The 23,879-nt window shown below is 38.5% G+C and carries 20 protein-coding genes and 1 tRNA gene; 18 read left to right on the top strand and 3 right to left on the bottom strand.

All coding sequences use genetic code 11. The annotated features are described in order from the left end of the window. Window positions 1-150: 150 nt before the first annotated feature. Together H6G59_RS10180 and H6G59_RS10175 are read right to left on the bottom strand one after the other, a co-directional pair. Entirely contained in the window at window positions 151-480 is a 330-nt protein-coding gene (locus H6G59_RS10180; protein WP_190714015.1) for a type II toxin-antitoxin system RelE/ParE family toxin, read from the bottom strand. Continuing rightward, a complete protein-coding gene (locus H6G59_RS10175) occupies window positions 464-754 on the bottom strand; it encodes a type II toxin-antitoxin system Phd/YefM family antitoxin (RefSeq protein WP_190714014.1) in 291 nt (96 codons plus the stop codon). Before H6G59_RS10175 ends, H6G59_RS10180 begins: the two co-directional genes overlap by 17 nt. 201 nt (window positions 755-955) lie before the next feature. Here H6G59_RS10175 and H6G59_RS10170 point away from each other — a divergent pair, with 201 nt between their 5' ends. The 9 genes from H6G59_RS10170 to msrA all read left to right on the top strand — a co-directional run bounded on the left by H6G59_RS10170 (window position 956) and on the right by msrA (window position 10,884). Further along, window positions 956-1,519, top strand: a complete 564-nt coding sequence (locus H6G59_RS10170) for a Uma2 family endonuclease (RefSeq protein WP_190714012.1) — start codon at window positions 956-958, stop codon at window positions 1,517-1,519. Window positions 1,520-1,531: 12 nt separating this feature from the next. After that, window positions 1,532-3,013, top strand: coding sequence for an ABC transporter ATP-binding protein (locus tag H6G59_RS10165; RefSeq protein ID WP_190714010.1), 1,482 nt, complete (start codon window positions 1,532-1,534; stop codon window positions 3,011-3,013). Beyond that, a complete protein-coding gene (locus H6G59_RS10160) occupies window positions 3,003-3,422 on the top strand; it encodes a XisH family protein (protein WP_190714008.1) in 420 nt (139 codons plus the stop codon). Before H6G59_RS10165 ends, H6G59_RS10160 begins: the two co-directional genes overlap by 11 nt. Continuing rightward, a complete protein-coding gene (locus H6G59_RS10155; RefSeq protein ID WP_190714006.1) occupies window positions 3,410-3,745 on the top strand; it encodes a XisI protein in 336 nt (111 codons plus the stop codon). Before H6G59_RS10160 ends, H6G59_RS10155 begins: the two co-directional genes overlap by 13 nt. A 328-nt stretch (window positions 3,746-4,073) precedes the next feature. After that, complete coding sequence (locus H6G59_RS27725) at window positions 4,074-5,150, top strand: hypothetical protein (RefSeq protein WP_339327944.1); 1,077 nt, start codon at window positions 4,074-4,076, stop codon at window positions 5,148-5,150. Between the two features lie 371 nt (window positions 5,151-5,521). Continuing rightward, window positions 5,522-6,577, top strand: coding sequence for an ABC transporter permease (locus tag H6G59_RS10145; protein ID WP_190714004.1), 1,056 nt, complete (start codon window positions 5,522-5,524; stop codon window positions 6,575-6,577). A 43-nt stretch (window positions 6,578-6,620) separates the two neighbouring features. Then, window positions 6,621-9,140, top strand: coding sequence for a BsuBI/PstI family type II restriction endonuclease (locus H6G59_RS10140; protein ID WP_339327942.1), 2,520 nt, complete (start codon window positions 6,621-6,623; stop codon window positions 9,138-9,140). Between the two features lie 13 nt (window positions 9,141-9,153). Then, window positions 9,154-10,080 carry an ABC transporter permease gene (locus H6G59_RS10135; RefSeq protein WP_190714002.1) on the top strand — a complete coding sequence of 309 codons (927 nt, stop codon included), beginning with the start codon at window positions 9,154-9,156 and terminating at the stop codon, window positions 10,078-10,080. A 138-nt stretch (window positions 10,081-10,218) separates the two neighbouring features. Further along, the gene (gene msrA, locus H6G59_RS10130; RefSeq protein WP_190714000.1) at window positions 10,219-10,884 is read left to right on the top strand and encodes a peptide-methionine (S)-S-oxide reductase MsrA; all 666 of its coding nucleotides are present in this window, start codon (window positions 10,219-10,221) and stop codon (window positions 10,882-10,884) included. A gap of 566 nt (window positions 10,885-11,450) precedes the next feature. Here the strand turns inward: msrA and H6G59_RS10125 are convergent. Beyond that, window positions 11,451-13,250: an aspartate kinase gene (locus H6G59_RS10125; protein WP_190713997.1), complete on the bottom strand. Its 1,800-nt coding sequence runs from the start codon at window positions 13,248-13,250 to the stop codon at window positions 11,451-11,453. Window positions 13,251-13,516: 266 nt separating this feature from the next. Here H6G59_RS10125 and H6G59_RS10120 point away from each other — a divergent pair, with 266 nt between their 5' ends. The 9 genes from H6G59_RS10120 (at window position 13,517) to H6G59_RS10080 (ending at window position 23,698) form a co-directional block, all read left to right on the top strand. After that, a complete protein-coding gene (locus H6G59_RS10120; protein WP_190713995.1) occupies window positions 13,517-15,256 on the top strand; it encodes an ABC transporter permease in 1,740 nt (579 codons plus the stop codon). A 2-nt stretch (window positions 15,257-15,258) separates the two neighbouring features. Continuing rightward, window positions 15,259-16,617: an ABC transporter ATP-binding protein gene (locus H6G59_RS10115; protein ID WP_190713993.1), complete on the top strand. Its 1,359-nt coding sequence runs from the start codon at window positions 15,259-15,261 to the stop codon at window positions 16,615-16,617. 665 nt (window positions 16,618-17,282) lie between these two features. Further along, complete coding sequence (gene pstS / locus H6G59_RS10110; protein WP_190713990.1) at window positions 17,283-18,323, top strand: phosphate ABC transporter substrate-binding protein PstS; 1,041 nt, start codon at window positions 17,283-17,285, stop codon at window positions 18,321-18,323. Window positions 18,324-18,411: 88 nt separating this feature from the next. Further along, complete coding sequence (gene pstC / locus H6G59_RS10105) at window positions 18,412-19,404, top strand: phosphate ABC transporter permease subunit PstC (protein WP_190713988.1); 993 nt, start codon at window positions 18,412-18,414, stop codon at window positions 19,402-19,404. 52 nt (window positions 19,405-19,456) lie between these two features. After that, on the top strand, window positions 19,457-20,338 hold the full coding sequence (gene pstA / locus H6G59_RS10100) for a phosphate ABC transporter permease PstA (RefSeq protein ID WP_190713986.1): 882 nt from the start codon (window positions 19,457-19,459) through the stop codon (window positions 20,336-20,338). Window positions 20,339-20,376: 38 nt separating this feature from the next. After that, window positions 20,377-21,156 carry a phosphate ABC transporter ATP-binding protein PstB gene (gene pstB / locus H6G59_RS10095; RefSeq protein ID WP_190713984.1) on the top strand — a complete coding sequence of 260 codons (780 nt, stop codon included), beginning with the start codon at window positions 20,377-20,379 and terminating at the stop codon, window positions 21,154-21,156. Between the two features lie 134 nt (window positions 21,157-21,290). Continuing rightward, window positions 21,291-21,893 (top strand): chromophore lyase CpcT/CpeT, encoded by a 603-nt coding sequence (locus tag H6G59_RS10090; protein ID WP_190713982.1) that lies wholly within the window; start codon window positions 21,291-21,293, stop codon window positions 21,891-21,893. 99 nt (window positions 21,894-21,992) lie between these two features. Then, window positions 21,993-22,063: transfer RNA gene (locus H6G59_RS10085), tRNA-Cys, on the top strand. 126 nt (window positions 22,064-22,189) lie between these two features. Further along, a complete protein-coding gene (locus tag H6G59_RS10080) occupies window positions 22,190-23,698 on the top strand; it encodes a type I restriction-modification system subunit M (RefSeq protein ID WP_190713980.1) in 1,509 nt (502 codons plus the stop codon). Window positions 23,699-23,879 lie beyond the last annotated feature (181 nt).

Here is a 23,879-nt window from a genome sequence, read left to right as displayed (position 1 = left end):
TGGGATCTAACACTTGTAGATCCTCCTAAATCCTCCTTAAAAAGGAGGACTTTGAGTAATTTATCCCCCCTTGGAAAGGGGGGTGAGGGGGGATCTTGATCAATTCTGATACTTCTCAGACATCCTCTAAGCTGTCGTGCATTATCTACACTATTCCTCAAAATCAAGAGGATTGAATATTATTGAAGATTGGGCGCTATGACGTACATAAAGAATATAAACAATATCCTCTTCAATGGTGAGAATTACACGATATTTATTTCTTCCTTTCCCATATAAAAATTGTCTTATCTCTTGAGTAAAATCATCATTTTCTCTAGCAAAAGCACAACGTTTAGGTTTATCTTGCAAAGTAGCAATAGTATTCATTAAATCCCTAAACCATTGATCTGCATAATCAGGATTATATTCTTTTAACCAAAGATATACAGCTTCTATTTCTAGTTTGGCATTACCAGTTAATTTAACCTGAAATTCCATATTTTTGCTGCATTTCTTGAATAAAAAGATTTAGAGATTGTGTATTACCTGTTGCGATATCTTCTAATCCTTTTTTAATACCAATGAGAGTTTCTAACTTTTCCAAAGTATCCAGTAATTTTTGATAAGCAACAGCATCTTGTACTACTAATTCTGCTTTACCATTAACTGTTAAAACCATTGGGTCTCCAGTTTCTTTCATCTGGTTAATCAGTTCATTAGTATTGCGTTTAAAGGTTGAAAGTGACTGAATATCTCGACTTAAATTAATCATGACAACTAATTGAACCTAAATTTGCATCTAATTTAATGTTATCATACAAGAGTAAAAAAGTTTCTAGTACATCACAAAAATCTTTACATCTAAAAAACCTTAACGCAAACCAACATCCTGTAAATCCTTAAATCCTGGATATCCTGATTCTGACAATTAAAAAACGATACAATATTAACAATCCACTAACCAGCAACGGTAATGGTTCAAACCGCTATCAAACCCCTAACCCTTGATGAATTTCTCAAATTGCCAGAAACCAAACCGGCAAGCGAATTTATTAACGGTGAAATCATTCAAAAACCCATGCCCCAAGGAAAACATAGCACAGTTCAGCTTGACCTCGGTTCTCATATTAACCTAGCACTCAAACCCCAGCGCATAGCCCGTGCATACTCTGAATTACGCTGTACCTTTGGCGGTAGATCCATTGTACCTGATATTGCAGTCTTCACTTGGGAACGTATTCCCCGCGACGAAAATGGTGAAGTTGCTAACACCTTTGCTATCCCTCCTGACTGGACAATTGAAATACTTTCTCCTGAACAAAGTCAAACTAAAGTAGTTCGTAATATCCTCCATTGTATTAGTCATGGTACTCAAATGGCTTGGCTAATTGACCCCGCAGAAAAATTAGTTTTTGTCTATTTTGCTGATCAACGTATTCTATTATTTGAACTAGAAACAGATAGCTTACCTGTTCCAGCTTTTGCAGAGTCTTTTAATCTGACTGTGGGTCAAATTTTTAGCTGGCTAAATGAATAAATTTTCAAAAAAATGATATATCTCCAATTAGAAAACATTACTAAAAATTTTGGTTCATTTGTCGCTAACGACAATATTAACCTAACCGTAGAAACTGGAAAAATACATGGAATATTAGGAGAAAATGGCGCAGGTAAAACCACATTAATGAATATACTTAGCGGCTTTTATCAACCAGATTCAGGAAATATTTATTTAGATAATAAACCAGTAAAAATTAACTCTCCCCGTGAAGCAATCAAATTAGGTATTGGCATGATTTATCAACATTTCATGCTTGTACCGCAATTAACAGTTACAGAAAATATTATTTTAGGAACTCAAAATAAATGGCGTTTAAATCTTCAACAAAAACAACAAGAAATCACTAATTTATCTCAGTTATATCAATTAGAAATTAACCCCCATGCCAAAATTGAAGATTTACCAGTGGGAACACAACAACGGGTAGAAATTCTCAAAGTTCTTTACCGAGGAGCAAAATTATTAATTCTTGATGAACCTACCGCAGTTTTAACACCACAAGAAGTAAAATCTTTAATTACCATTTTGCGTCAACTTGCTAATAACGGAAATACGATTATTTTTATTAGTCATAAATTAGAAGAAGTTATAAATTTGTGTGATACGGTAACGGTTTTACGTCGGGGTAAAGTCGTCGCTACAGTAAATGCTAAAAATACAACATCTCAAGAATTAGCTGAATTAATGGTAGGTCGAGAAGTACTTTTAAATTTGCAGAAATCTCCTCCATCTTTAGGAAAATTATTGTTATCGGTAAAGAATTTACAAGTTGCAGATGATAGGGGTGTGAATGCTGTTAAAAATGTCTCTTTTCAATTGCGGGAAGGAGAAGTTTTAGGAATTGCTGGAGTAGATGGTAATGGACAGCGAGAATTAGCAGATACGATAGCAGGTTTGCGAACTATTAAAGAAGGTAAAATTGAGTATAATTCCGAAATTAGTAAAAATATTAAAATTGGTTATATTCCCGAAGATAGGCAAAAAATAGGTTTAGTTTTGCAGTTTAATATTAGCGAAAATTTGATTTTAACAAAATTCAAAAAATTGCCATTTTCTCGGAAATTTCTGTTGCAAAAACAAGCCATTAAAAAGAATGCTGAATTAGCAATGCAAACGTTTGATATTAGAATTAAAGCTGAAGATGTCCAAGTAAGTCAACTATCAGGAGGAAATCAACAAAAGGTAGTTTTAGCGAGAGAATTAGCAGGAGAACCGAGTTTAATTATAGCTATGCAACCTACTAGGGGTTTAGATGTGGGTGCGATAGAAGTAGTACATAGAAAATTGTTAGCAGAAAGGGAACGCGGGGCAGCTATTTTGTATATTTCCACAGAGTTAGAGGAAGTGATGGCAATTAGCAATTCTATTGCGGTAATGTATAAAGGTGAGTTTATTGATATTTTAGATACTGGAAAAACGACAGTAGAGGAGATTGGTTTGTTGATGGGTGGTGGTAAAAATGTCAGCTAAAGATAAATTTCATGAAGCAGTTAAGAAAGGTCTTCAGAAACAACAGTGGTTAATTACACACGACCCTCTCACACTAAAGTTTGGTGAAGAAGATGAAGTTAGAATTGATTTAGGTGCGGAAAAGTTGTTAGGGGCTGAAAGAGAAGGAGAAAAGATTGCAATTGAAATTAAAAGTTTTTTAAGTGACTCCGCTTTATTTGATTTTCATACTGCCTTGGGACAATTTTTAAACTATCGTTTAGTATTAGAAGTAAGCGATAGTACGAGAATTTTATATTTAGCTGTACCCATATCAGCTTATGAGTCGTTTTTTCAACGTGATCTACCAAAAGCTTCTATTCGGCAATATCAAGTTAAGCTAATTGTATATGACCCAGTTGATGAGGTGATAGTCAAATGGACAGATTAACATTTTATCGTCAGTGTGTTCAAGAATTGTTGACTGAATATAGCCAAAGTAAACCTATCAATGGTGATATAGAAGTTCAAACAATTTTTGATAGAGAACAAGATCATTATCAAATAGTTGATTTAGGGTGGGATAAACATCGTCGCATTTACAATTGTGTCATACACTTGGATATTAAAGATGGTAAAATATGGATTCAAAGAAATCAAACAGATAAACAAATTGCTAATGAATTAGTAGCTATGGGGGTACTTAAGGAAGATATTATTTTAGGATTACAGCCAGCCTATGCAAGAGAGTATACGGGTTATGGTGTGGCGTAATATAATAGTCGATCGCGGTAATGTATGAAGGTGAGTTTGTTGATATTTTAGATACTGAAAAAACGACAGACAGTAGAGGAGATTGGTTTGTTGATGGGTGGTAGTAGAATACACAGATATAAAAATTAAAATTTCTCTAGAAACCTTGTAAAAATGCTTTATAGTAAGTTTAAATGTTGTTTTTCATAAGATGTCTAAATGAAAGATAGCAGCTAAAGCTTAGATATCAAATTTTGGATTAGACCAAAAAATTAAAAATTTATGTGATATATTTACTGTATAATCCCCGGATATACACTGAAACTCATTAGTAAATAATTTCAAAGTAGTGTCCCACATAGAATCTCAGAAGTCTGTGGAATCTTTAGCACAGCAATGGGCTAGTAAGTATGTCAACAACCTCCAGGTTAATACTAGCAGTCAAGAATCTGGTGAACATCTGACTCTATCAGAAATAGTTTCACCAAGTAGACGCGAAAAAACTGCTCAAGGAATCTTGTTATCTTTACGGGCTATCAGTGCTAAAGCGTGGAATAAAACCGAGCTTCTGCTGTCAGAGGAAGTTAAGCTGCATGGTATAGATCCTAAGATAATTAATCCTTGGGACATTGCCGCAGATTCTTTTAGGATTTATCAAAAAGCTTTAGATGTATACACTCAAAAAGCATCATCACGCCCTCTTTCTTTGCTGATGAAACTTGATAAACAAGAATCTCCACTCTATAACCAGGGGTTGGAAGTTTATACTGATCTGGTAGCTCCTGAGAAGTTAGCGATTTTCATTGGTGCAGATATAGGAGCAATAAGGCATAAATATACAAGTATTGATCCTAGATTGATTGGGTTTGTGAGTATGCAGTTTCATTACACAAGCGAAATGCTCATAGAAAATCTTGAACCTGTGGAAAAAATACTTATTAGTCGGTACTTTAATGTTATTGATGATCACCTATATATGCCTCTGCAACGTGCATATAACGCAGCAGCAAAGCATGATTATAATTCCCCTGTCATGTCCGCAATCCACACCCTATTACCAAATAGTACCCAGATTGCCCATAATATTCGGCAAAGGATAATTGAACTTTTTCCAAATTATCACTCTATGTCTGGGTTGTTAAGCGACCCTATAGTAAAAGCATCTAGCATCCGAGATGTGGAAATGTTTCAAATCTATTTGTGGGTATGTGCTTTAGAAGGAAGCATCTCTGCTATCCAAGAAGAGTTATTTCCCCTTTGTGTCATGCTTTATCCTACATTAAAAGTGCAGTGGGAACTGGTTCGGCAAATGTTGTATTTACTTAGATATGAAATATTTGATCGGTTAACTCCTGAACAATCTAACACTTTAATGCCATATTTTGAGGCATTGTCGCAGATGTTTTCTTCAGCAGTGTTGGGTTAGTTTGATTGTAATTAATATAGTAGGCTGAACAATTTTTTAATTGGCATCAATTGTTCAGATAGATATACTAAAAACGGTTGGAAACTTTACTTTTAAACGCAGCGAAAAGTTCCTCGAAGCCGGGTTTCCCGGCGTAGGAAACTTTTCAAGACAGAGGTTCGCTGAGGTAAACGCAGCGAAAAGTTCCTCGTGAAAGCCGGGTTTCCCGGCGTAGGAACGCCACTTTGCTCAACGGGGGGAACCCCCGCAAGCAAGTGGCTCAACTTTTCAAGACAAAGTGACGCAGAGTTTTTATTGAAGTTTTCGCTTTGAATTTTGTTATCCTAATAAAGTCGAGATATTAACCGTTTTTAGGATAATTTACAAAAATAATGCTTATAGCTAATAAAATTAAAGCAATATTACCAATTATATCACCACTAATTGCCATCGCTTTTGCTCTTTTTGCTGGTTCAATTCTCATCTTAGTCGCTGGCGCTAATCCCATTGTTGCATATACCGCTTTATTTCAAGAATCTCTTGCTACTTATTTTGGTTTTGGCAACACTCTCACCAAAATGACTCCTTTATTATTCACTAGTTTAGGAGTTTTGGTGGCTTTACGTGCTGGGCAATTTAATATTGGTGGGGAAGGACAAATTTATTTAGGGGCGTTAGGAAGTAGTTTAATCGGTTTATATATTCAAGGCATACCCGCATTTATTCATATTTCTTTAGCCTTATTTTTTGGATTTCTTTTTGGTGGATTTTGGGGTTTAATTCCCGGTTATCTCAAAGCTATCAAAGGGGTAAATGAAGTAATTACAACTTTGCTGTTAAATTACATTGCTGTGTATTTAATTAGCTATTTAGTCCAAAATCCTTTAAAAGCACCAGCAGCACCTAGTCCTTATTCGCCATTAATTGCTAAAACTGCCCAATTACCAATTATTTTACCTGGAAGTCTTGCCCATGCCGGAATTTTATTAGCGTTAATTACAGCCGGGATTTTATGGGTATTATTAGTGCGATCGCCTTTAGGATACCAAATTAATGCCGTTGGCTTCAACCCCATAGCCGCCCGTTACGCCAAAATTTCCGTAGAACGCACTATTATGTTCGTCATGGGTTTAGCGGGTGGTTTAGCAGGTTTAGCAGGTGCTTGTGAGGTCATGGGGTTGAAATATCGCCTCTTTGAACAAGTATCACCTGGTTATGGATTTGATGCGATCGCTATTGCTTTTCTCAGTCGTGGTAATGTCTTCGGTATAGTCCTCACTTCCTTGTTTTTCGCTGCTTTGCGTAGTGGTGCAAACGTCATGCAGCGCAGCGCCGGTGTCCCCTCAACAGTAGTTTATGCTATTCAAGGTTTAACAGTATTATTTATTGCGATCGCTTTGGCTTTAGAATATCAGGTAAAAGTGAAGAAAGCAGCTATGCTAAAGTAATAAAATTGTACGTTATGAAACTATAAAAGTAAAACAAATAAAAGTGCCTTATTTTCAACAAGTAAATCAAATCACAGAACATATTCAAACTTCATTTACTGAACGTGTAGATTTATTGCGATTACAAGCAACTCATGGACTAGATTCTACACAACAGGCGAAAATGGGACAATTTTTGACTCCTGCACCAACAGCTTGCTTACTAGCATCAATGTTTGATATATCACATTCCTCTATCCGCCTTTTAGATGCTGGTGCAGGAATTGGATCATTGACAGCAGCTTTTGTATCCAGAATATGTCAGCTAGACAAAAAACCTAAGTATTTATTTATTAGTGCTTATGAAATTGATTCAGTTTTCATAACTTATTTAAGTGATACTCTTAAGATGTGTGAGTCTGAGTGCAATAAGGCTGGAATTCATTTCACAGCCGAGATTTTGCAAGAAGATTTTATTAAAGCTGGGGTAAATAACTTGGAATTAGGATTAACTTCTCCTGAACAGAAGTTTGATTTTGCCATTCTCAATCCTCCTTATAGAAAAATTCAAAATCAATCAGAATATAGAAAAACTTTAAATCGAATTAAAATAGAAACAACCAATCTCTACACTGCATTTCTCTGGCTAACCACTCAATTAATAGCTCCGAATGGACAATTAGTAGCTATTACACCACGTAGTTTCTGTAACGGCTCATATTTTAGAAATTTTAGAAAAACTTTTTTGTCAGATTTACACTTTCGCAAAATTCATATTTTTGAATCACGCAATCAAGCATTTAAAGATAACAATGTCCTGCAAGAAAATATTATTTTTCAGGCAGTAAAATCACCGAATAATGATAATGATGTAGAAATTATTTCTAGTGTTGGACCTGATGATAAAGCATCAACTGTCAGTTATATTAAACATTCTCAGTTAGTAACACCTGATGATCCCAATTTATATATTCGCATTGTCACTAATAGTTTAGAACAGCAAATAGCTAAACAAATGATGACATTTAGCTGCACTTTAGAGGAGCTTGGTTTGTCAGTATCCACTGGTAAAGTAGTTGATTTTCGAGCAAGTAAATTTCTTCGAGCTAATCCCGAAAAAGATACTATACCTCTAATTTATCCTGGTCATTTAGTTAACCATTCTATTGTTTGGCCAAAACCCAATTATAAAAAGCCAAATGCTATTATTGACTGTCCAGAAACCGAAAAATTATTATTATCATCCGGTATTTATATTCTCACAAAGCGATTCACCAGTAAAGAAGAATCTAGAAGAATTGTAGCAGCTATTTTTCATCCAAAACAATATCCACAACCGAAGATTGGTTTTGAAAACCATTTGAACTATTATCACTGTCATGGTGGTGGGTTGCCGGAAAAACTAGCTTGGGGTCTATTGGCTTTCTTGAATTCTACTTTAGTTGATGAATATTTTCGTCAATTTAATGGCAATACTCAAGTTAATAGCACAGATTTACGTAGTTTAAAGTATCCTAACCTTGCTCAATTGGAAAAATTGGGAGAAAGGTATTTGTCAGGATTGATAGACCAGAATAAAATTGATATTTATATTGAAGAGTTGTTTAATATGTCTGATAATTCAAATGAATTTAACTCTATCAAAGCAACTAAGCGGATTGATGAAGCATTAGCAATACTAAAGGATTTGGGTTTACCTCGTGAACAATATAATGAGCGGTCTGCTCTGGTTTTACTATCTTTTTTAGACCTGAAGGCTATGGACTCATGGATAGAAGCTAAGGCACCTATGCGGGGTATTACCCCAGTCATAAAATTTATTGCTGAAAATTATGGACGAACCTATAAACCCAATACTCGTGAAACTATCAGAGATGAAACGGTAGCTGCTTTTGTGAATGCTGGAATCTTAGTAAAAAATCCAGATAAACCCGATAGACCAACAAATAGCCCAAAGACAATTTATCAAATTGAATCGGCAATTCTGGCTTTACTTCAAACTTACGAAACTGAGGATTGGACTACAAATTTACGAGATTACCTGGTTTCTACTGAAACACTCAAGACTCGTTATGCTCAACATCGTGAAATGCAAATGATTCCTATCAAGCTTCCGAACCAGCAAGATATTAAAATTACTGCTGGTGGACAGAATATTTTAATTAAAAAAATTGTTGATGAGTTTTGTCCTAGATTTACACCAGGGGGAGAAATTTTATATTTAGGTGATACTGGTTCTAAATATGGGTATTGTGACACAAATGCACTTTTGTCTTTGGGAATTACTCTAACACCATCTCAAAAAATACCAGATTTAATTATTCACTACACTGTTAAGAATTGGTTAGTCATTGTCGAGGCAGTATCTAGTAATGGACCAATCAATGTGCAACGACAAAATGAATTAAAGTTACTTTTTGGTAATTGTACTGCTGGATTAGTTTTTGTAACCGCTTTTATGGATCGCAGCAATTTATTAAAATTTATACATCAAATAGCATGGGAAACAGAAGTTTGGATAGCTAGTGATCCATCACATATGATTCATTTTAATGGAGAAAGATTTCTTGGTCCTTATCAGTAGTCTATCAATAAATATGAACCTTAACTTTCTTTCAGATTATTTAGTTGCTAGTTTACATCTTTCTGTCCCCTTAGCTTTTGCCGCATTAGGAGGATTATATTCAGAACGTTCAGGCGTTTTAAATATTGCCTTAGAGGGAATGTTATTGACAGGTGCTTTTACTAGTGCAGCCACAACATTCTACACTGGTAATCCTTGGTTGGGTATTTTTGCTGCTGTAATTGCTGGAGGTTTAGTCGGTTTACTTCATGCTTTTTTATCTGTAACTTTGCGAGTTGATCAATTAGTTTCTGGATTAGCTATTAATTTAGTAGCATCGGGAATAACATCATTTTTAGCCCGATTAATATTTAATGGTAGTACCCAAAGATTACCCGGAATTGAAGCGATCATCATTCCCGGTTTATCACAAATTCCGATTATAGGAAAATTACTATTTCAACAAGATATTTTTGTTTATTTACTATTATTACTAATTATTTTAACTACATACATCTTGTATTATACAAACTTTGGTTTAACATTACGGGCTGTGGGAGAATATCCCCCAGCAGTAGATACCGCAGGTTTATCTGTGTCATCAGTGCGTTACTGTGCTGTAATTATTGGAGGCTGTCTTGCGAGTTTGGGGGGTGCTTATCTTACAAGCGTGCAGATTAGATTTTTTGCTGAAGGGATGAGTGCAGGAAAAGGATTTATTGCGATCGCAGCGTTAATATTTGGTAAATGGCATCCTGTCGGTTCTGCTTTGGCTTCTTTACTATTTGGTGCAACAGAAGCTTTACAACTGAGAATTCAAGCTTTAGGTGTCAATATTCCCTATCAATTTTTGCTAATGTTGCCATATCTGATTGCTATTTTAGCCTTAGTAGGATTAGCTGGTAAATCCACACCCCCAAAAGCATTAGGTATTCCCTATTTTAAAGGCTATCGCCAATAAATACTTCTATCCTCAATAGCCAGGAATAACACTGTCCGCTCGCTTATATCTTAGATTAAAGAATCCAGGGTGTCTTTAGACCTGAGAGTATTTACAATAAAGAAGAATAGCAATCATTCATCATACATATCAAAAATCATGGGAATATTCGGATTTGGTAAAAAGTCGGCAATGCCTACACCGGAACAAGCTTTACCCGGACGCAAAGAAGTAATGCGAGTACCTGCACAACATTACGTTAACAAAAATCCCCTCAAAGCACCTTTTCCTGAAGGCTTAGAAACAGCCATGTTTGGATTAGGCTGTTTTTGGGGTGCAGAACGTAAATTTTGGCAACAAAACGGAGTTTACACAACTGCCGTTGGTTATGCTGCCGGTTACACACCCAACCCCACCTATAATGAAGTATGCAGTGGACTGACGGGTCATAATGAAGTAGTGTTAGTTGTCTTTGACCCCAAAGTAATTAGTTATACTCAACTGCTAAAAGTCTTTTGGGAAAGCCACAACCCCACCCAAGGAATGCGTCAAGGTAATGATTCCGGTACTCAATACCGTTCGGGAATTTACGTTTATTCAAAAACGCAAAAGCAACTAGCAGAAGCATCGCGGAACGCTTATCAAAAAGCACTCAACGGTGCAGGCTATGGACAGATTACCACAGAAATCTTAGATGCACCGGAATTTTACTATGCTGAAGACTACCATCAACAGTATCTAGCTAAAAACCCAGGTGGTTATTGTGGTTTAGGTGGTACTAATGTTGCTTGTCCAGCGGGTATTGCTGAAGCGACTGTGAATTAAAAGCAGTTTTCTGAAAATGGATACAGACTATACTAAAAACGGTTAATATCTCGACTTGATGAGGATAACAAAATTCAAAGTGAAAACTTCAATAAAAACTCTGCGTCACTTTGTCTTGAAAAGTTGAGCGACTTGCTTGCGGGGGTTCCCCCCGTTGAGCAAAGTGGCGTTCCTACGCCGGGAAAACCGGCTTTCACGAGGAACTTTTCGCTGCGTTTACCTCAGCGAACCTCTGTCTTGAAAAGTTTCCTACGCCGGGAAACCCGGCTTTCACGAGGAACTTTTCGCTGCGTTTAAAAGTAAAGTTTCTAACCGTTTTTAGTATAGTACCGCAGTAAGTATTCAGGATAGAGAATACTCCAAGTCAGGAAAATAAAGACGTTTCGAGTCAAATTTCATGATTTTGATAAAATCTTGCTTCTCTCTATTCTTCATTTCATAAACATTCTGAACCGATAGCGCAGCGTGGCGTAAGCCATAGGTCTGCGTAGCGTCTCCTGACTCCTGAATTCTTACGTACCGCAAGTTTGTATCTGAAGATTGTTTGGAATTGTGATTAAATCTGTTTAAACTGGAACTACAAATTTCTCGCTACCAGCTAAATCAAAAGCAGTGTGAATGACTTGTAAAGCTTTCACCCCTTCTTCTTGTGCCACAACACAGCTAATTTTAATCTCCGATGTGGCAATCATTTGAATGTTGATTTGGTGTTCTGCTAAAGCCTCAAACATTTTGGCTGCAATACCTGGTTGTCCTACCATCCCAGAACCGACGATACTAACTTTAGCGATCGCACTATCCAAGACTACTTCACCCCATCCTAACTGCTTTGCAACTTCGGTTAATTTCTGTTGGGCATTTTCGGCATCCATTCTAGCCACAGTAAAAGCAATATCCCGACACGCTACACCATCAACCACCCGACAGCGTTGGGATTGAATAATCATGTCTACGCTGATGTTATATTCTGCCAATAAACCGAACAATTTCGCCGCCATTCCTGGTTGATTGGGAACTTGGCGAATTGCTAACCGCGCTTGATTCATATCTAAAGCGACACCACGCACTGCGGGAGATTCGGGAGTTGGTGAACTGAGGATAGCAGGGGAAGCATTGATTTCAAAAGCGTTACATAGGGCAACAATAGCGCGATCGCAATCAGCCGCATCTACCAAGCAACTTACTTTAACTTCACTGGTAGAAATCATTTGAATATTCACACCAGCCTCCGCTAAAGTGCTAAACATCTTGGCTGCAACCCCAGGACGACCAATCATTCCCGCCCCAGAAATACTCACTTTCGCTGTATCAGTTTCTACTAAAACTTCAGCCTCATCAGAATTCGGTTGATTTCTCAAAGCTGGGGCAATCGCTGCTGCCACCGCTTCTGCCCGTTTTAATATTGGTGTATTTACGGTAAAGGCAATATCATTAGTATTACCTTCATGAATTGATTGAATAATTAAATCCACATCAACATTTTGATGGGAAATCTCCCCAAATAACCTAGCAGCGACACCAGGTTTATCTGGTACGCGCAACAAAGACAATTTAGCCTGGTCTATGTCAAATTCTACCGCATCCACAGGACGGGCAAGTTCTAAATTGACTAACTCCCGTTCTTGCACTTTTGGCGATGTCACCCAAGTTCCGGGCTGATCCGTCCAACTTGAGCGTACCACCAAAGGCACACCATAATTTTTAGCAATTTCCACCGCACGGGGATGTAATACTTTTGCACCTAAACTAGCTAATTCCAGCATTTCATCACAGGTGATTTCTGTCATCAACTGAGCTTCCGGAACAAGACGTGGATCTGTAGTTAAAATCCCTGGCACATCGGTATAAATTTCACAAAAATCCGCTCCGATTGCTGCTGCCAAAGCCACTGCCGAAGTGTCAGAACCACCACGTCCCAAAGTAGTAATTTCTAATTCTTCTGTGCTGCTGATGCCTTGAAATCCAGCCACGACAACAACCTTACCTGCCTTGATTTGCCGCATCAAGCGTTCAGTTTCAATATGTAAAATCCGGGCGCGGGTGTGTTCAGCTTCAGTAACAATTCCTACCTGTGCGCCAGTCATAGAAATTGCAGCTTGTCCAATTTCCTGCAAAGCCATACTTAGTAAAGCAATAGTGACTTGCTCCCCAGTGGAAAGCAGCATATCCATTTCCCGACGGTTAGGACTTTTGGAGATTTCGTTGGCTAGTTTAACCAATCCATCAGTGGTTTTTCCCATTGCGGAAACGACGACGACAACAGAATTTCCTGCTTGCACAGTTTTATAAACTCGCTGTGCTACAGCTTGAATCCGTTCAACAGAACCAACAGATGAACCACCGTATTTTTGAACTATGAGCGCCATAACTGTAGATGTTTGAATATTCAATCCATTGTGCTAGTTATAATCAATACTCCCGTCGGGAAGTCTTGAAACATGACCAGATAATATTAAGATTAAATTAACAGAAACAGCGATCGCAAAAACCAGAATTTATATTTTTGAATTGGTAATTTTTTTATTAGGAAAAATTACATCCGACAAGCAACAAAAAATACTTGTAGATATCAAAGCAATATGATATAGGTTGACAAAACTAGACCTCTTACTTAGTCAAGGGAGCTAATATCATGCTGAGGCGGACTTTTCCCACGCCAGAAGCGTTACGACGCTTACCGTTTGGTCTAGCTGACGTTACTTTAAGTTTAGGTACGTTAGTATTAGTAGGACTAATTGCCCGTCTAGGTGCTGGGACATTAATCAGCTTTGTACCACCAGACGTTGTACCTAGTGTAAGTCTAGATCCACGTAACTTACCTTACTATGCAGGGCGTTCGACGCTACGAATGTTTATAGCCCTGTTCTGGTCAACTTTGTTTACCTTGATATATGGCTATATTGCTGCCAAAATTCAGCGAGCAGAGCGAGTTTTAATTCCCCTACTGGATATTTTACAGTCAGTTCCTGTTTTGGGGTTTTTATCAATTACGGTCACAGGTTTTATTGCCCTGTTCCCCGGTAGTTTATTGGGATTAGAAGCAGCCTCGATTTTTGCAATCTTTACCAGCCAAGTCTGGAACATGACCTTTTCCTTCTACCAATCTTTGAGAACAATACCCCCTGAACTTGATGAAGCAGCAAGACTATACCACCTATCAGAATGGCAAAAGTTTACAAAATTAGAAGTACCTTCAGCGATGATTGGTTTGCTGTGGAATGCCATGATGAGTTTTGGCGGTGGTTGGTTTTTTGTCGCAGCTAGTGAAGCTATCAGTGTTTTAAACCAGGATTATACACTACCGGGAATAGGTTCTTATGTAGCAGCGGCCATTGCTAAAGAAGACTTATCTGCTTTAGGGTTGGCATTACTGGCCATTGTTGTAGTGATTATATTGGTAGATCAACTGTTTTGGCGGCCGTTAATTGCTTGGGCTGATAAATTTCGTTTAGAAACCAGTGCAGCAGCAGAAGCACCAGAGTCTTGGCTGTTGGATCTGTTCAAAGCAGCAAGACTACCCAGATTAATTGGCCAAGTATTAACACCAGTAGGCGAAGTTATCAACCGCTTTTTATCATCCTTGACTCCACCACAGTCAATACATAATCATCATGCAGATGAAAAAAGACTGGTATTGAGCGATCGCCTCTACAACTTTGGGTTATTAGTAGTAACTGGCGCACTTCTGGTAACAGGCTTGCATTTTATTCTGACCACAGTTGGATTAGCAGAAGTAGTCAAAGCATTTTCACTAGGTTTATTTACCTTGGGGCGTGTCTTAATACTGCTGATAGTAGCAACTATTATTTGGACACCCATTGGTGTAGCCATTGGCTTTAATCCCAAACTAGCACGTTTATTGCAACCAGTAGTACAGTTTTTGGCATCCTTTCCCGCTAACTTCATCTTTCCCTTTGCCACCCTCTTCTTTATTCATGCCAACATCAGCATAGATTTTGGTAGCATCTTGTTAATGTCCCTTGGCGCTCAGTGGTACATTCTCTTTAATTCTATTGCCGGAGCTATGAGCGTACCCACAGACCTGCGGGAAATGGCAACAGATGTAGGCTTGCGTGGTTGGAAGTTGTGGCGTAAATTAATTATCCCTGGTATTTTCTCTTCTTGGGTGACAGGTGGTGTTACTGCCAGTGGTGGAGCTTGGAACGCCAGCATTGTCTCTGAAATCGTCAGTTGGGGACAAACCACCTTAACAGCAACCGGTTTAGGTACATATATTGCCGAAGCAACCGCAGCGGGTGATTGGCCACGCATCACCTTGGGTATAGGAATGATGAGCCTTTATGTAGTTGGTTTCAATAGATTATTTTGGCGGCGACTGTATCACTTAGCAGAAACAAAATATCATTTATAACCATGACAAAAACAGCCGTAACCACAGAGCAAGTATTAATTTCCGTTGAGCAGGTCAACAAAAGTTTTCCCCTTCCTGATGGTAAAGGTGAGTTTACAGTCCTGCGTCAGATTAACGCCAAAGTATCTACAGGTGAAGTTGTGGCTTTACTAGGACGCAGTGGCAGTGGTAAAAGTACCCTCCTGAGAATCATGGCAGGTTTGATCCCACCCAGTGATGGACAAGTGATCAGCAATGGCAAACCCTTACGAGGTGCTAACCAAAATGTAGCAATGGTTTTTCAAAGTTTTGCCCTACTGCCTTGGTTGACAGTACAGGAAAACGTAGAACTGGGACTAGAAGCACAGGGAGTAAATCGAGAACTGCGCCGACAACGCGCCCTGAAAGCCATTGACTTAGTAGGTTTAGATGGTTTTGAAAGTGCCTATCCCAAAGAATTATCCGGTGGGATGAAACAACGAGTTGGTTTTGCACGGGCATTTGTAATTGAACCGCAAGTATTATTTATGGATGAGCCATTTAGTGCCTTGGATGTACTCACGGCTGAAAACCTGCGGGGTGAAATTGACGACCTTTGGAATGCAGGTAGCTTTCCCTCAAAAAGTATATTAATTGTCACCCACAACATTGAGGAAGCAGTATTTTTAGCAGACCGGGTGATTATTTTAGGGGCAAATCCAGGGCGTGTTCGTGGAGAAGTAGTCATTGATTTACCACGTCCCCATGACCGCACACATCCCAGATTTAAAGCATTAGTAGACTATATATATACAGTGATGACCAATCCAGAAGTCGAAGTTACTGGAGAGGTGACAGTAGCAGCCCAAAAAGCAGCAGTAAATACGGTTAAATCACCCTATAGCCAGTCCCTACCTCATGTACGAGTCGGTGGGATCAGTGGTCTTTTGGAGTTAATTGTTGAGCAACCAGAAGGCAAGGAAGATATTCCTAAGTTAGCAGAACGCCTACAATTGGAGGTAGATGACCTATTACCAATTCTTGATGGTGCTGTGTTGTTAGGCTTTGCTCAAGTGACACAAGGTGATGTCCAACTAACAGATATTGGGCGTGATTTTGCTACCACAACAATTCTTAGAAGTAAAGACCTGTTTCGGCAACAAGTTTTACAAAACGTCCCCATGTTGGTCAGTATGTTACAGACATTACGTGAAAAACGCAATGGGTCAATGCGGGCGGATTTCTTCCTAGATTTACTAGAGGAACATTTCCCGCACACAGAGACTGAACGACTATTTGCTACGGCGGTTGACTGGGGTCGCTATGCAGAACTATTTGAGTATGATGCTAGTGAAGAAAGGCTCTATTTACCAGAACCAATATTTGCAGAAAGTAGTGAATAATTTAGTTTTTTGTAAGCATTCATCTGTCTGCCGATTTTGTCAATAATGGATAATTAACAATGAAAAATTGACAATTACCTCTCCCGGAAAGGAAGAGGATTAAAAAAGGGGAATTTTTAAACCTTGAATGAAACAATTATCAATTGATAAGTTTAACAGCATTTTAACCTATTAAGTAGGTGGGCGTGACTATTTATCATTAGGATGAGGCAGGAGGCAGGAGGCAGAAGGCATGAGGGAAGAGGGTTTGAGCTTCGTTAATTTTTCTTAACATAGTTATATTTAATTGTGCCTACCTACTTATATGAATGTTTTTAACCCTTTATATTCTATATATACTTATTTCAAGTAGAAACAGGCATTATTTATGACGAACAAACGCTTACCCGCTCAAACATGGCTAAAATATACACTACATTCCTAGCAGGTATTCTCGTGGTATAACCCTACTGGGTTTATTTATACTGTATTACGTATATTGGTTTATAAAAATTCAGACTCGGACTTATACAAATTGGTGAATAAAATCACTACTCCTTAAGGAATAATTTAAACATAGTTTAATGTTTTCTTTAACTTTTATTAAATCAATATTAACTATAAAGTATGAACTTTGTTTAAGGCTGTGATTCCATCAGGAAAATATTCCTTAAATCAGAGGTAGTATGACTTTTTTGACCACCATTTTCAACCGTGCAGTTACTTTTTCAGTACTAACAGGTGCGGTTGCACTTAGTCCTGTTTTGACAGCAACTGCTCAAGCTCAAACTCTCAACGGTGCAGGAGCGACTTTTCCGGCTCCTCTTTACGAACGTTATGCTCGTGAAGTTAAAAAGAAACATCCCGAATTGAAAGTTAACTACCAATCAATTGGGAGTGGTGGTGGAATTCGTCAAACCATTGCGGGAACCGTTGATTTTGGTGCTAGTGATGCGGCCATGAAAGATGATGAAATGGCCAAAGTTAAAAATGGTGTCATCTTAGTACCCACAGCAGGTGGTGCTGTTTCCGTTGTTTACAATCTACCAGGAGTTAACAAACTCAGATTGTCTCGCAAAACCCTCCCAGAAATTTTTTCTGGACAAATCACCAACTGGAACGATGCAAAAATTAAAGCCGATAACCCAGGTGTAAATTTACCAAATCAACCAATTAAATTTGCGGTTCGTGCTGATGGTAGTGGTACAACTTTTATTTTCACCAACCATTTAAGTTCTATTAGTGGTTATTTCAAGGGCAGAATTGGCGCTAATACTGCTCCCAAATGGACGCTACCAAACGTTCTCAAAGGTAAAGGTAATCCTGGTGTAGCTGCCTTAGTAGCTCGCACTCCTGGCTCTATTGGTTATGTTGAATATGACTATGCTACTAAAAACAACTTAAAATCAGCAGAAATACAAAATAAAAAAGGAGAATTTGTAGCTCCTTCTTTACAATCTGCTAACGCTGCTTTATCTACTGTGACTTTTCCAAATAACTATCGCGTTTTTGTTGGAGATCCAGGACAAGGTTATCCTATAGTTGGTTTGACTTGGATGATGGTTTATAAGCAATATCCTACTCCCGCTAAAGCTGAAGCTGTTAAAAAATGGATTAATTGGGTACTCAAAGATGGTCAACAATTCAATGATGACCTCAATTACACCAAAATTCCTGGTGATGTTGTCAACCGTGTGCTACAGACAGTGAATAGTACCGTTAAGTAATTTGTAATATTTCTGCTGAATTCGTTTTAGTAGAGTGGGTAATTCTCACTCTACTGTCATGAAAATGGGATGATTTTTTTTAGAGAACATGACTAACTTATTTGAACCAAGCGATCATAATTCACAGAATTTAAGTAGTGAAAATATCGATTTAACAGCTACTAACGGCGCTGGTTTTCGATTTGACCAAGGATTTACATTTTTAGTTTATCTTTTTGCTACTATTACCGTAGCAATACTATTTGTGATGACTTGGGTAATTTTCAAAGAAGCGCAACCAGCTATTGCTAAATTTGGATTCGGTTTTTTGTGGGATCAAGATTGGGATACAGGTAATCAAATATTTGGTGCATTACCTTATATATATGGAACTTTAGTCAGCAGTGCGATCGCTATTTGCTTAACTGTTCCTATCGGTATATCAGTAGCCTTGGTAACAAGTGAAGACTTTTTACCAGATGTAGTCAAAAATATTATTGCTTTTGTAGTAGAATTAATTGCGGCTATCCCCAGCGTCATTATTGGCTTGTGGGGAATTTTTGTGTTTATTCCCATTTTAGAACCTCTACAAAAGTGGTTAAGCATCCTTTTAAAATTTATACCTCTATTTAATACCCAAGATCCAGCGGGAAACAATATGTTGACTGCGGGAATAATCCTTTCCATCATGATTTTACCGACAATGGCAGCCATTTCTCGTGATGTATTGATGGTCATTCCTAAAGAATTACGTAGCGCATCTATGGCTTTAGGTAGCACCCGCTGGGAGACAATTTTTCGTGTTTTACTACCAGCAGGATTTTCGGGTATGGTGAGTGCAGCCATGCTGGCTTTAGGACGCGCACTCGGTGAAACAATGGCAGTAACAATGGTGATTGGGAATTCTCCTCAAATCAGCATATCTTTACTTGATCCAGCTTATACAATTCCCGCCGTTTTAGCTAATGAATTTGCTGAAGCTGAACCAGGATTGCATATTGGGGCATTAAGTTATTTAGGCTTAATTTTGTTTGCCTTAACTCTATTGGTTAATATTGGCGCTGTCTTATTAGTGCAATGGGTGGGCAGGAAAAATAGATAATAAATAAATACTAGTACTGTTCATTGTTGAAAATCCAAAATCCCAAATTGATATGAGCGAATCTCTTAATTCTGAAATAGATGAATCTCTAGTAGAAACATTACTCCGTCCTCTACCAACCCAACGACGTTTGTTTACTTACGTAATGAATGTAGTTTCTTTTGGGTTGAGTGTATTAGCATTCTTTCCTTTATTATCAATTTTATGGGAAATTATGAAACGGGGACTGTCTGGTTTAAAAGCAGAGATGTTTTTCCAGCCATTGATTGAAAATGGGTTTGCTAATGCCATCCTCGGTACTATACTCATGGTGGGTATTGGTGCAATGTTGAGCATTCCTGTGGGGATAATGACAGGCATCTTTTTAGCAGAATTTGGACGCACTAACCAAATTACTAATCTTGTTCGTTTTATTAACTCTATCCTCACAGGTGTTCCCTCAATTGTTGTCGGAATGTTTGCTTATGGAGTAGTTGTTCTAGCTACTAAACAATTTAGTTCCTTGGCGGGAGGCTTTGCTTTATCTGTGATCATGCTTCCAGTGATTGTCTTGACAACAGAAGAAGCCTTAAAACTGATTTCCATTCAACAACGTCTTGCTTCTGCTGCTTTAGGGGGAACTCGGTTTCAAACTACTTTTCGGATTGTTTTGACTGCGGCTATACCGGGTATTACTACAGGTATTTCCTTAGCAATTGCTCGCGCTGCGGGGGAAACAGCACCACTAATTTTTACCGCTTTATTTAGTCAAAATTGGTCAGATGGGTTATTGAGTCCCACTGCTTCCTTACCAGTATTAATTTTTAACCTCTACAACAGCCCAGACCCAGAAATTAACCAATTAGTTTGGACTACCTCTATAATCTTACTGAGTTTATCTTTGTTTTTTAGCCTTGTTTCTCGCTTATTGAGTAGCAAAAGCAGGTTAAAGTAAAAAATTAGTTTTTTAGACCAAGTATTTACATATCAAGTATGAGTAACCTAGTTCCAGCTATCAAAGTTAAAAACCTCAGTTTTTACTACGGAAATTCTAAAGCTATTGAAGGGATATCACTAGATATATGTCAGAATAAAGTAACTGCAATTATTGGACCTAGTGGTTGCGGTAAATCTACTTTTATTAAAACACTCAATCGGATTAGTGAATTAGAAGGAAAAGTAAAAGTTGAGGGAAGTATAGAGTTTTTTGGGCAAAATATTTATGATCCTCGCATCAATATAAATCGCCTGCGTCGAGAAATTGGCATGGTGTTCCAAAAACCAAATCCTTTTCCGATCAGCATTTACGAAAATGTCGCTTATGGTGTGAGAATAGCAGGTAGGTGTCCGAAAGTAGAATTAGATGAAATTGTCGAATCTGCCCTTAAAGGTGCGGCGCTTTGGAATGAGGTAAAAGATAAATTAGATCAATCTGCTTTAGGGCTTTCTGGTGGACAACAACAGCGTCTTTGTATAGCCCGCGCTTTAGCTGTAAAACCGAAAGTTTTACTAATGGATGAACCTTGTTCAGCCCTAGATCCGATTGCGACAATGAAAGTTGAGGAACTAATTCACAAGTTGCGTTCTGAGTTAACAATTGCAATCGTCACTCATAATATGCAACAAGCAACCCGTGTATCTGATTTCACAGCTTTCTTTAGCACTGATGAAAGTCGCATTGGCCAGATGGTAGAATTTGGAACTACAGGTCAAATTTTTCGTAACCCCCTAGATAACCGTACCCGTGATTATGTAGCTGGGCGTTTTGGTTAATTCCATATTGAGATTTTTAGATTTAAGATTTTGAATTTGGAGTCAAGCGACGTGACACGCCAAGGTTTAAAATTAGCCAATGTATAACAGGCGGTTTTGAGCCTGTGTTCCAAAATCCAAAATTTAAAATTGATATGACTCATTCTACAGATATTGCCACTTTAGCCCGTTGGATGGCGGCTGATTTTAGCAATCAAGCCCAAGTGTTTGAAAATCCGGCTTTTTTTGCCCATATTCGTGTATGTATGCGTCCCCTACCTTACTCACTGCTATCAGGGGTGAGTTTGTTTGTAGAACAAGCTTATGACTATATGCTCAATGACCCCTATCGGTTACGGGTGTTAAAGTTGATGACAGCAGGAGATAAAATCCATATTGAAAACTATACTGTCAAAGAAGAAAAAGACTTTTTTGGTGCTTCCCGTGATTTAGCACGTTTGCAAACTTTAACGAGCGATCGCTTGGAAAAGCTCTCTGGTTGTAACATGATCGTAGAGTGGGCTGGTAATCACTTCAAAGGCACAGTTGAGCCAGGAAAGGGTTGCATGGTCGTCCGCAACGGGCAAACAACCTATTTGGATAGTGATTTTGAAATTGACGGTGAAAAATTCATCAGCCGCGACAGAGGACGCAATCCCGAAACAGATGAACACGTTTGGGGTTCTGTCGCTGGGCCATTTTACTTTGTCCGCTGGGGCAACTTTGCCGATGAAGTCAAAATAAGTTCTGATTCTTGAATCACCGTAGGACAGGTATCTGGCCTGTCCAAAAAAAATTTCTTCAACCAGATGATGCAATTGAGCGAAAATAGTGGTAATATTAGTAATTGTGAGTCCGGCGACATAGCCAAGTGGTAAGGCAAGGGTCTGCAAAACCTTCACCCCCGGTTCAAATCCGGGTGTCGCCTTTGAAAAAACAACCTGAAAACAGGCAACTCAAGCCTCATATTTATAAACAAAGGGACGGGTTTAATACTCGTCCTAAGTTTTTTGGGGTAATTTTGGGTAATTTTGGCTAATTTGGGAAAACTATTATGATCCAGGGAACGCTGTTTGAAACTTCCATCACTTTGTCTGAGTTGTCATCTCATTTATGGGAAGCAGCGAATATTTTGCGTGGAAGTCCCGTGGATAGGACGGATTGGAAAAGTTATATTTTACCATTGCTGTTCTTCAAACGCATTTGTGATGTTTGGGATGAAGAAAAGCAAGCCATGATTGAAGAATATGGTGAAGATTTCCCTGACGAGCATCGCTTCCAAATTCCTCAAGATAGTCATTGGCAAGATGTACGTGAGGCTTCTAGCAGTGTAGGAACTGTTTTACAAACTGCCCTGCGGAATATTGAAACTGCAAACCCGAAACATTTATACGGTGTATTTGGTGATGCTCAGTGGACAAACAAAGAGAAGCTGTCTGATGAACTGCTAAAAGACCTGATCGAACATTTCTCTGCTTTCAATCTCGGTAATAAGCGTGTTCACAGTGATGTCATGGGTGATGCGTATGAGTACCTGATTAAAAAATTTGCTGATACTACCAAGAATAAAGCTGGAGAATTTTACACTCCCAGGAGTGTAGTACAGCTAATGGTAGATATGCTAGATCCCCAAGAAGGGGAAACAGTTTATGATCCAGCTTGTGGTACAGGAGGAATGTTACTTGCTGCTGTGGCTCATGTCCGTAATAAAGGAGGAGATGCAAGGACATTTTTTGGCAAGTTATATGGACAAGAAAAGAATTTAACCACTGCTTCCACTGCGCGGATGAATTTATTTTTACACGAAGTTGAAGATTTTGTGATTGAACGTGGTGATACTCTCCGTACCCCTTTCTTTACTAATCCAGATACCCATAGTTTAGCTGAGTTTGATGTGGTAATTGCTAATCCTCCTTTCTCCTTAGAAAAATGGGGAAGGGAAGTTTGGGAAACAGATCCTTGGGGACGTGCTTTTGCGGGTTTACCTACGGATAGTAGTGGTGATTTTGCTTGGGTACAACACATGATCAAGTCTATGGCTAAACCTCATGGACGGATGGCAGTGGTGTTACCTCAAGGTGCTTTATTTCGGGGTGGGGTGGAAGGAAAAATTAGACAAACCCTGCTAGAAATGGACATGATTGAAGCTGTAATTGGACTAGCACCAAACTTGTTTTATGGTACTGGTTTAGCTGCTTGTGTATTGGTACTGCGTCAGCGTAAAACTCAGGAAAAAGCAGGTAAGGTGTTAATTATTGATGCTTCAACTTTATTTCGCAAAGGACGCGCTCAAAACTTTTTAGAATCGGAACACACTGCTGAGATTCTGCGTTGGTATCAAGAATTTACGAATGTGGAAGATAAAGCGAGGGTGGTTTACCTGGAAGAGATAGAAAAAGAGGGATGGACACTGAATATATCGCGTTATGTCCTGCCACCTATCGGTGCAGATATTCCTCCTTTAGAAGAAGCGATCGCATCTTTTAAAGCAGCTTTGGTAGAATGCCGAGAAGCTGAGGAAAATTTGCATCAGGTAATGTTAGAAGGGGGATGGTTAGAGTGAGTGAACAAATCACACAACAGGCTTTAGAAAGTTATCTGTGGGGTGCAGCCATTATTCTCAGGGGATTAGTTGATGCAGGTGACTATAAACAATATAGGACTCATATTTGATTTTTGAAAAACACTCGGTACACCTGAATCGTCTAGAATCCTTTTACCTCATGCCTTTTGCATCTTGGCTG

The organism is Anabaena lutea FACHB-196 (assembly GCF_014698305.1).
GTDB classification, from domain to species: domain Bacteria; phylum Cyanobacteriota; class Cyanobacteriia; order Cyanobacteriales; family Nostocaceae; genus Anabaena; species Anabaena lutea.
The sequence above is the reverse complement of the archived record's forward strand: the minus strand, read 5'-3'. Positions and strand labels throughout refer to the sequence as shown.

Coding starts and splice junctions, on each gene's coding strand:
- H6G59_RS10180 (WP_190714015.1), bottom strand. CDS start 480: ATGGAATTTCAGGTTAAATTAACTGGTAATGCCAAACTAGAAATAGAA.
- H6G59_RS10175 (WP_190714014.1), bottom strand. CDS start 754: ATGATTAATTTAAGTCGAGATATTCAGTCACTTTCAACCTTTAAACGC.
- H6G59_RS10170 (WP_190714012.1), top strand. CDS start 956: ATGGTTCAAACCGCTATCAAACCCCTAACCCTTGATGAATTTCTCAAA.
- H6G59_RS10165 (WP_190714010.1), top strand. CDS start 1,532: ATGATATATCTCCAATTAGAAAACATTACTAAAAATTTTGGTTCATTT.
- H6G59_RS10160 (WP_190714008.1), top strand. CDS start 3,003: ATGTCAGCTAAAGATAAATTTCATGAAGCAGTTAAGAAAGGTCTTCAG.
- H6G59_RS10155 (WP_190714006.1), top strand. CDS start 3,410: ATGGACAGATTAACATTTTATCGTCAGTGTGTTCAAGAATTGTTGACT.
- H6G59_RS10145 (WP_190714004.1), top strand. CDS start 5,522: ATGCTTATAGCTAATAAAATTAAAGCAATATTACCAATTATATCACCA.
- H6G59_RS10135 (WP_190714002.1), top strand. CDS start 9,154: ATGAACCTTAACTTTCTTTCAGATTATTTAGTTGCTAGTTTACATCTT.
- msrA (WP_190714000.1), top strand. CDS start 10,219: ATGGGAATATTCGGATTTGGTAAAAAGTCGGCAATGCCTACACCGGAA.
- H6G59_RS10125 (WP_190713997.1), bottom strand. CDS start 13,250: ATGGCGCTCATAGTTCAAAAATACGGTGGTTCATCTGTTGGTTCTGTT.
- H6G59_RS10120 (WP_190713995.1), top strand. CDS start 13,517: ATGCTGAGGCGGACTTTTCCCACGCCAGAAGCGTTACGACGCTTACCG.
- H6G59_RS10115 (WP_190713993.1), top strand. CDS start 15,259: ATGACAAAAACAGCCGTAACCACAGAGCAAGTATTAATTTCCGTTGAG.
- pstS (WP_190713990.1), top strand. CDS start 17,283: ATGACTTTTTTGACCACCATTTTCAACCGTGCAGTTACTTTTTCAGTA.
- pstC (WP_190713988.1), top strand. CDS start 18,412: ATGACTAACTTATTTGAACCAAGCGATCATAATTCACAGAATTTAAGT.
- pstA (WP_190713986.1), top strand. CDS start 19,457: ATGAGCGAATCTCTTAATTCTGAAATAGATGAATCTCTAGTAGAAACA.
- pstB (WP_190713984.1), top strand. CDS start 20,377: ATGAGTAACCTAGTTCCAGCTATCAAAGTTAAAAACCTCAGTTTTTAC.
- H6G59_RS10090 (WP_190713982.1), top strand. CDS start 21,291: ATGACTCATTCTACAGATATTGCCACTTTAGCCCGTTGGATGGCGGCT.
- H6G59_RS10080 (WP_190713980.1), top strand. CDS start 22,190: ATGATCCAGGGAACGCTGTTTGAAACTTCCATCACTTTGTCTGAGTTG.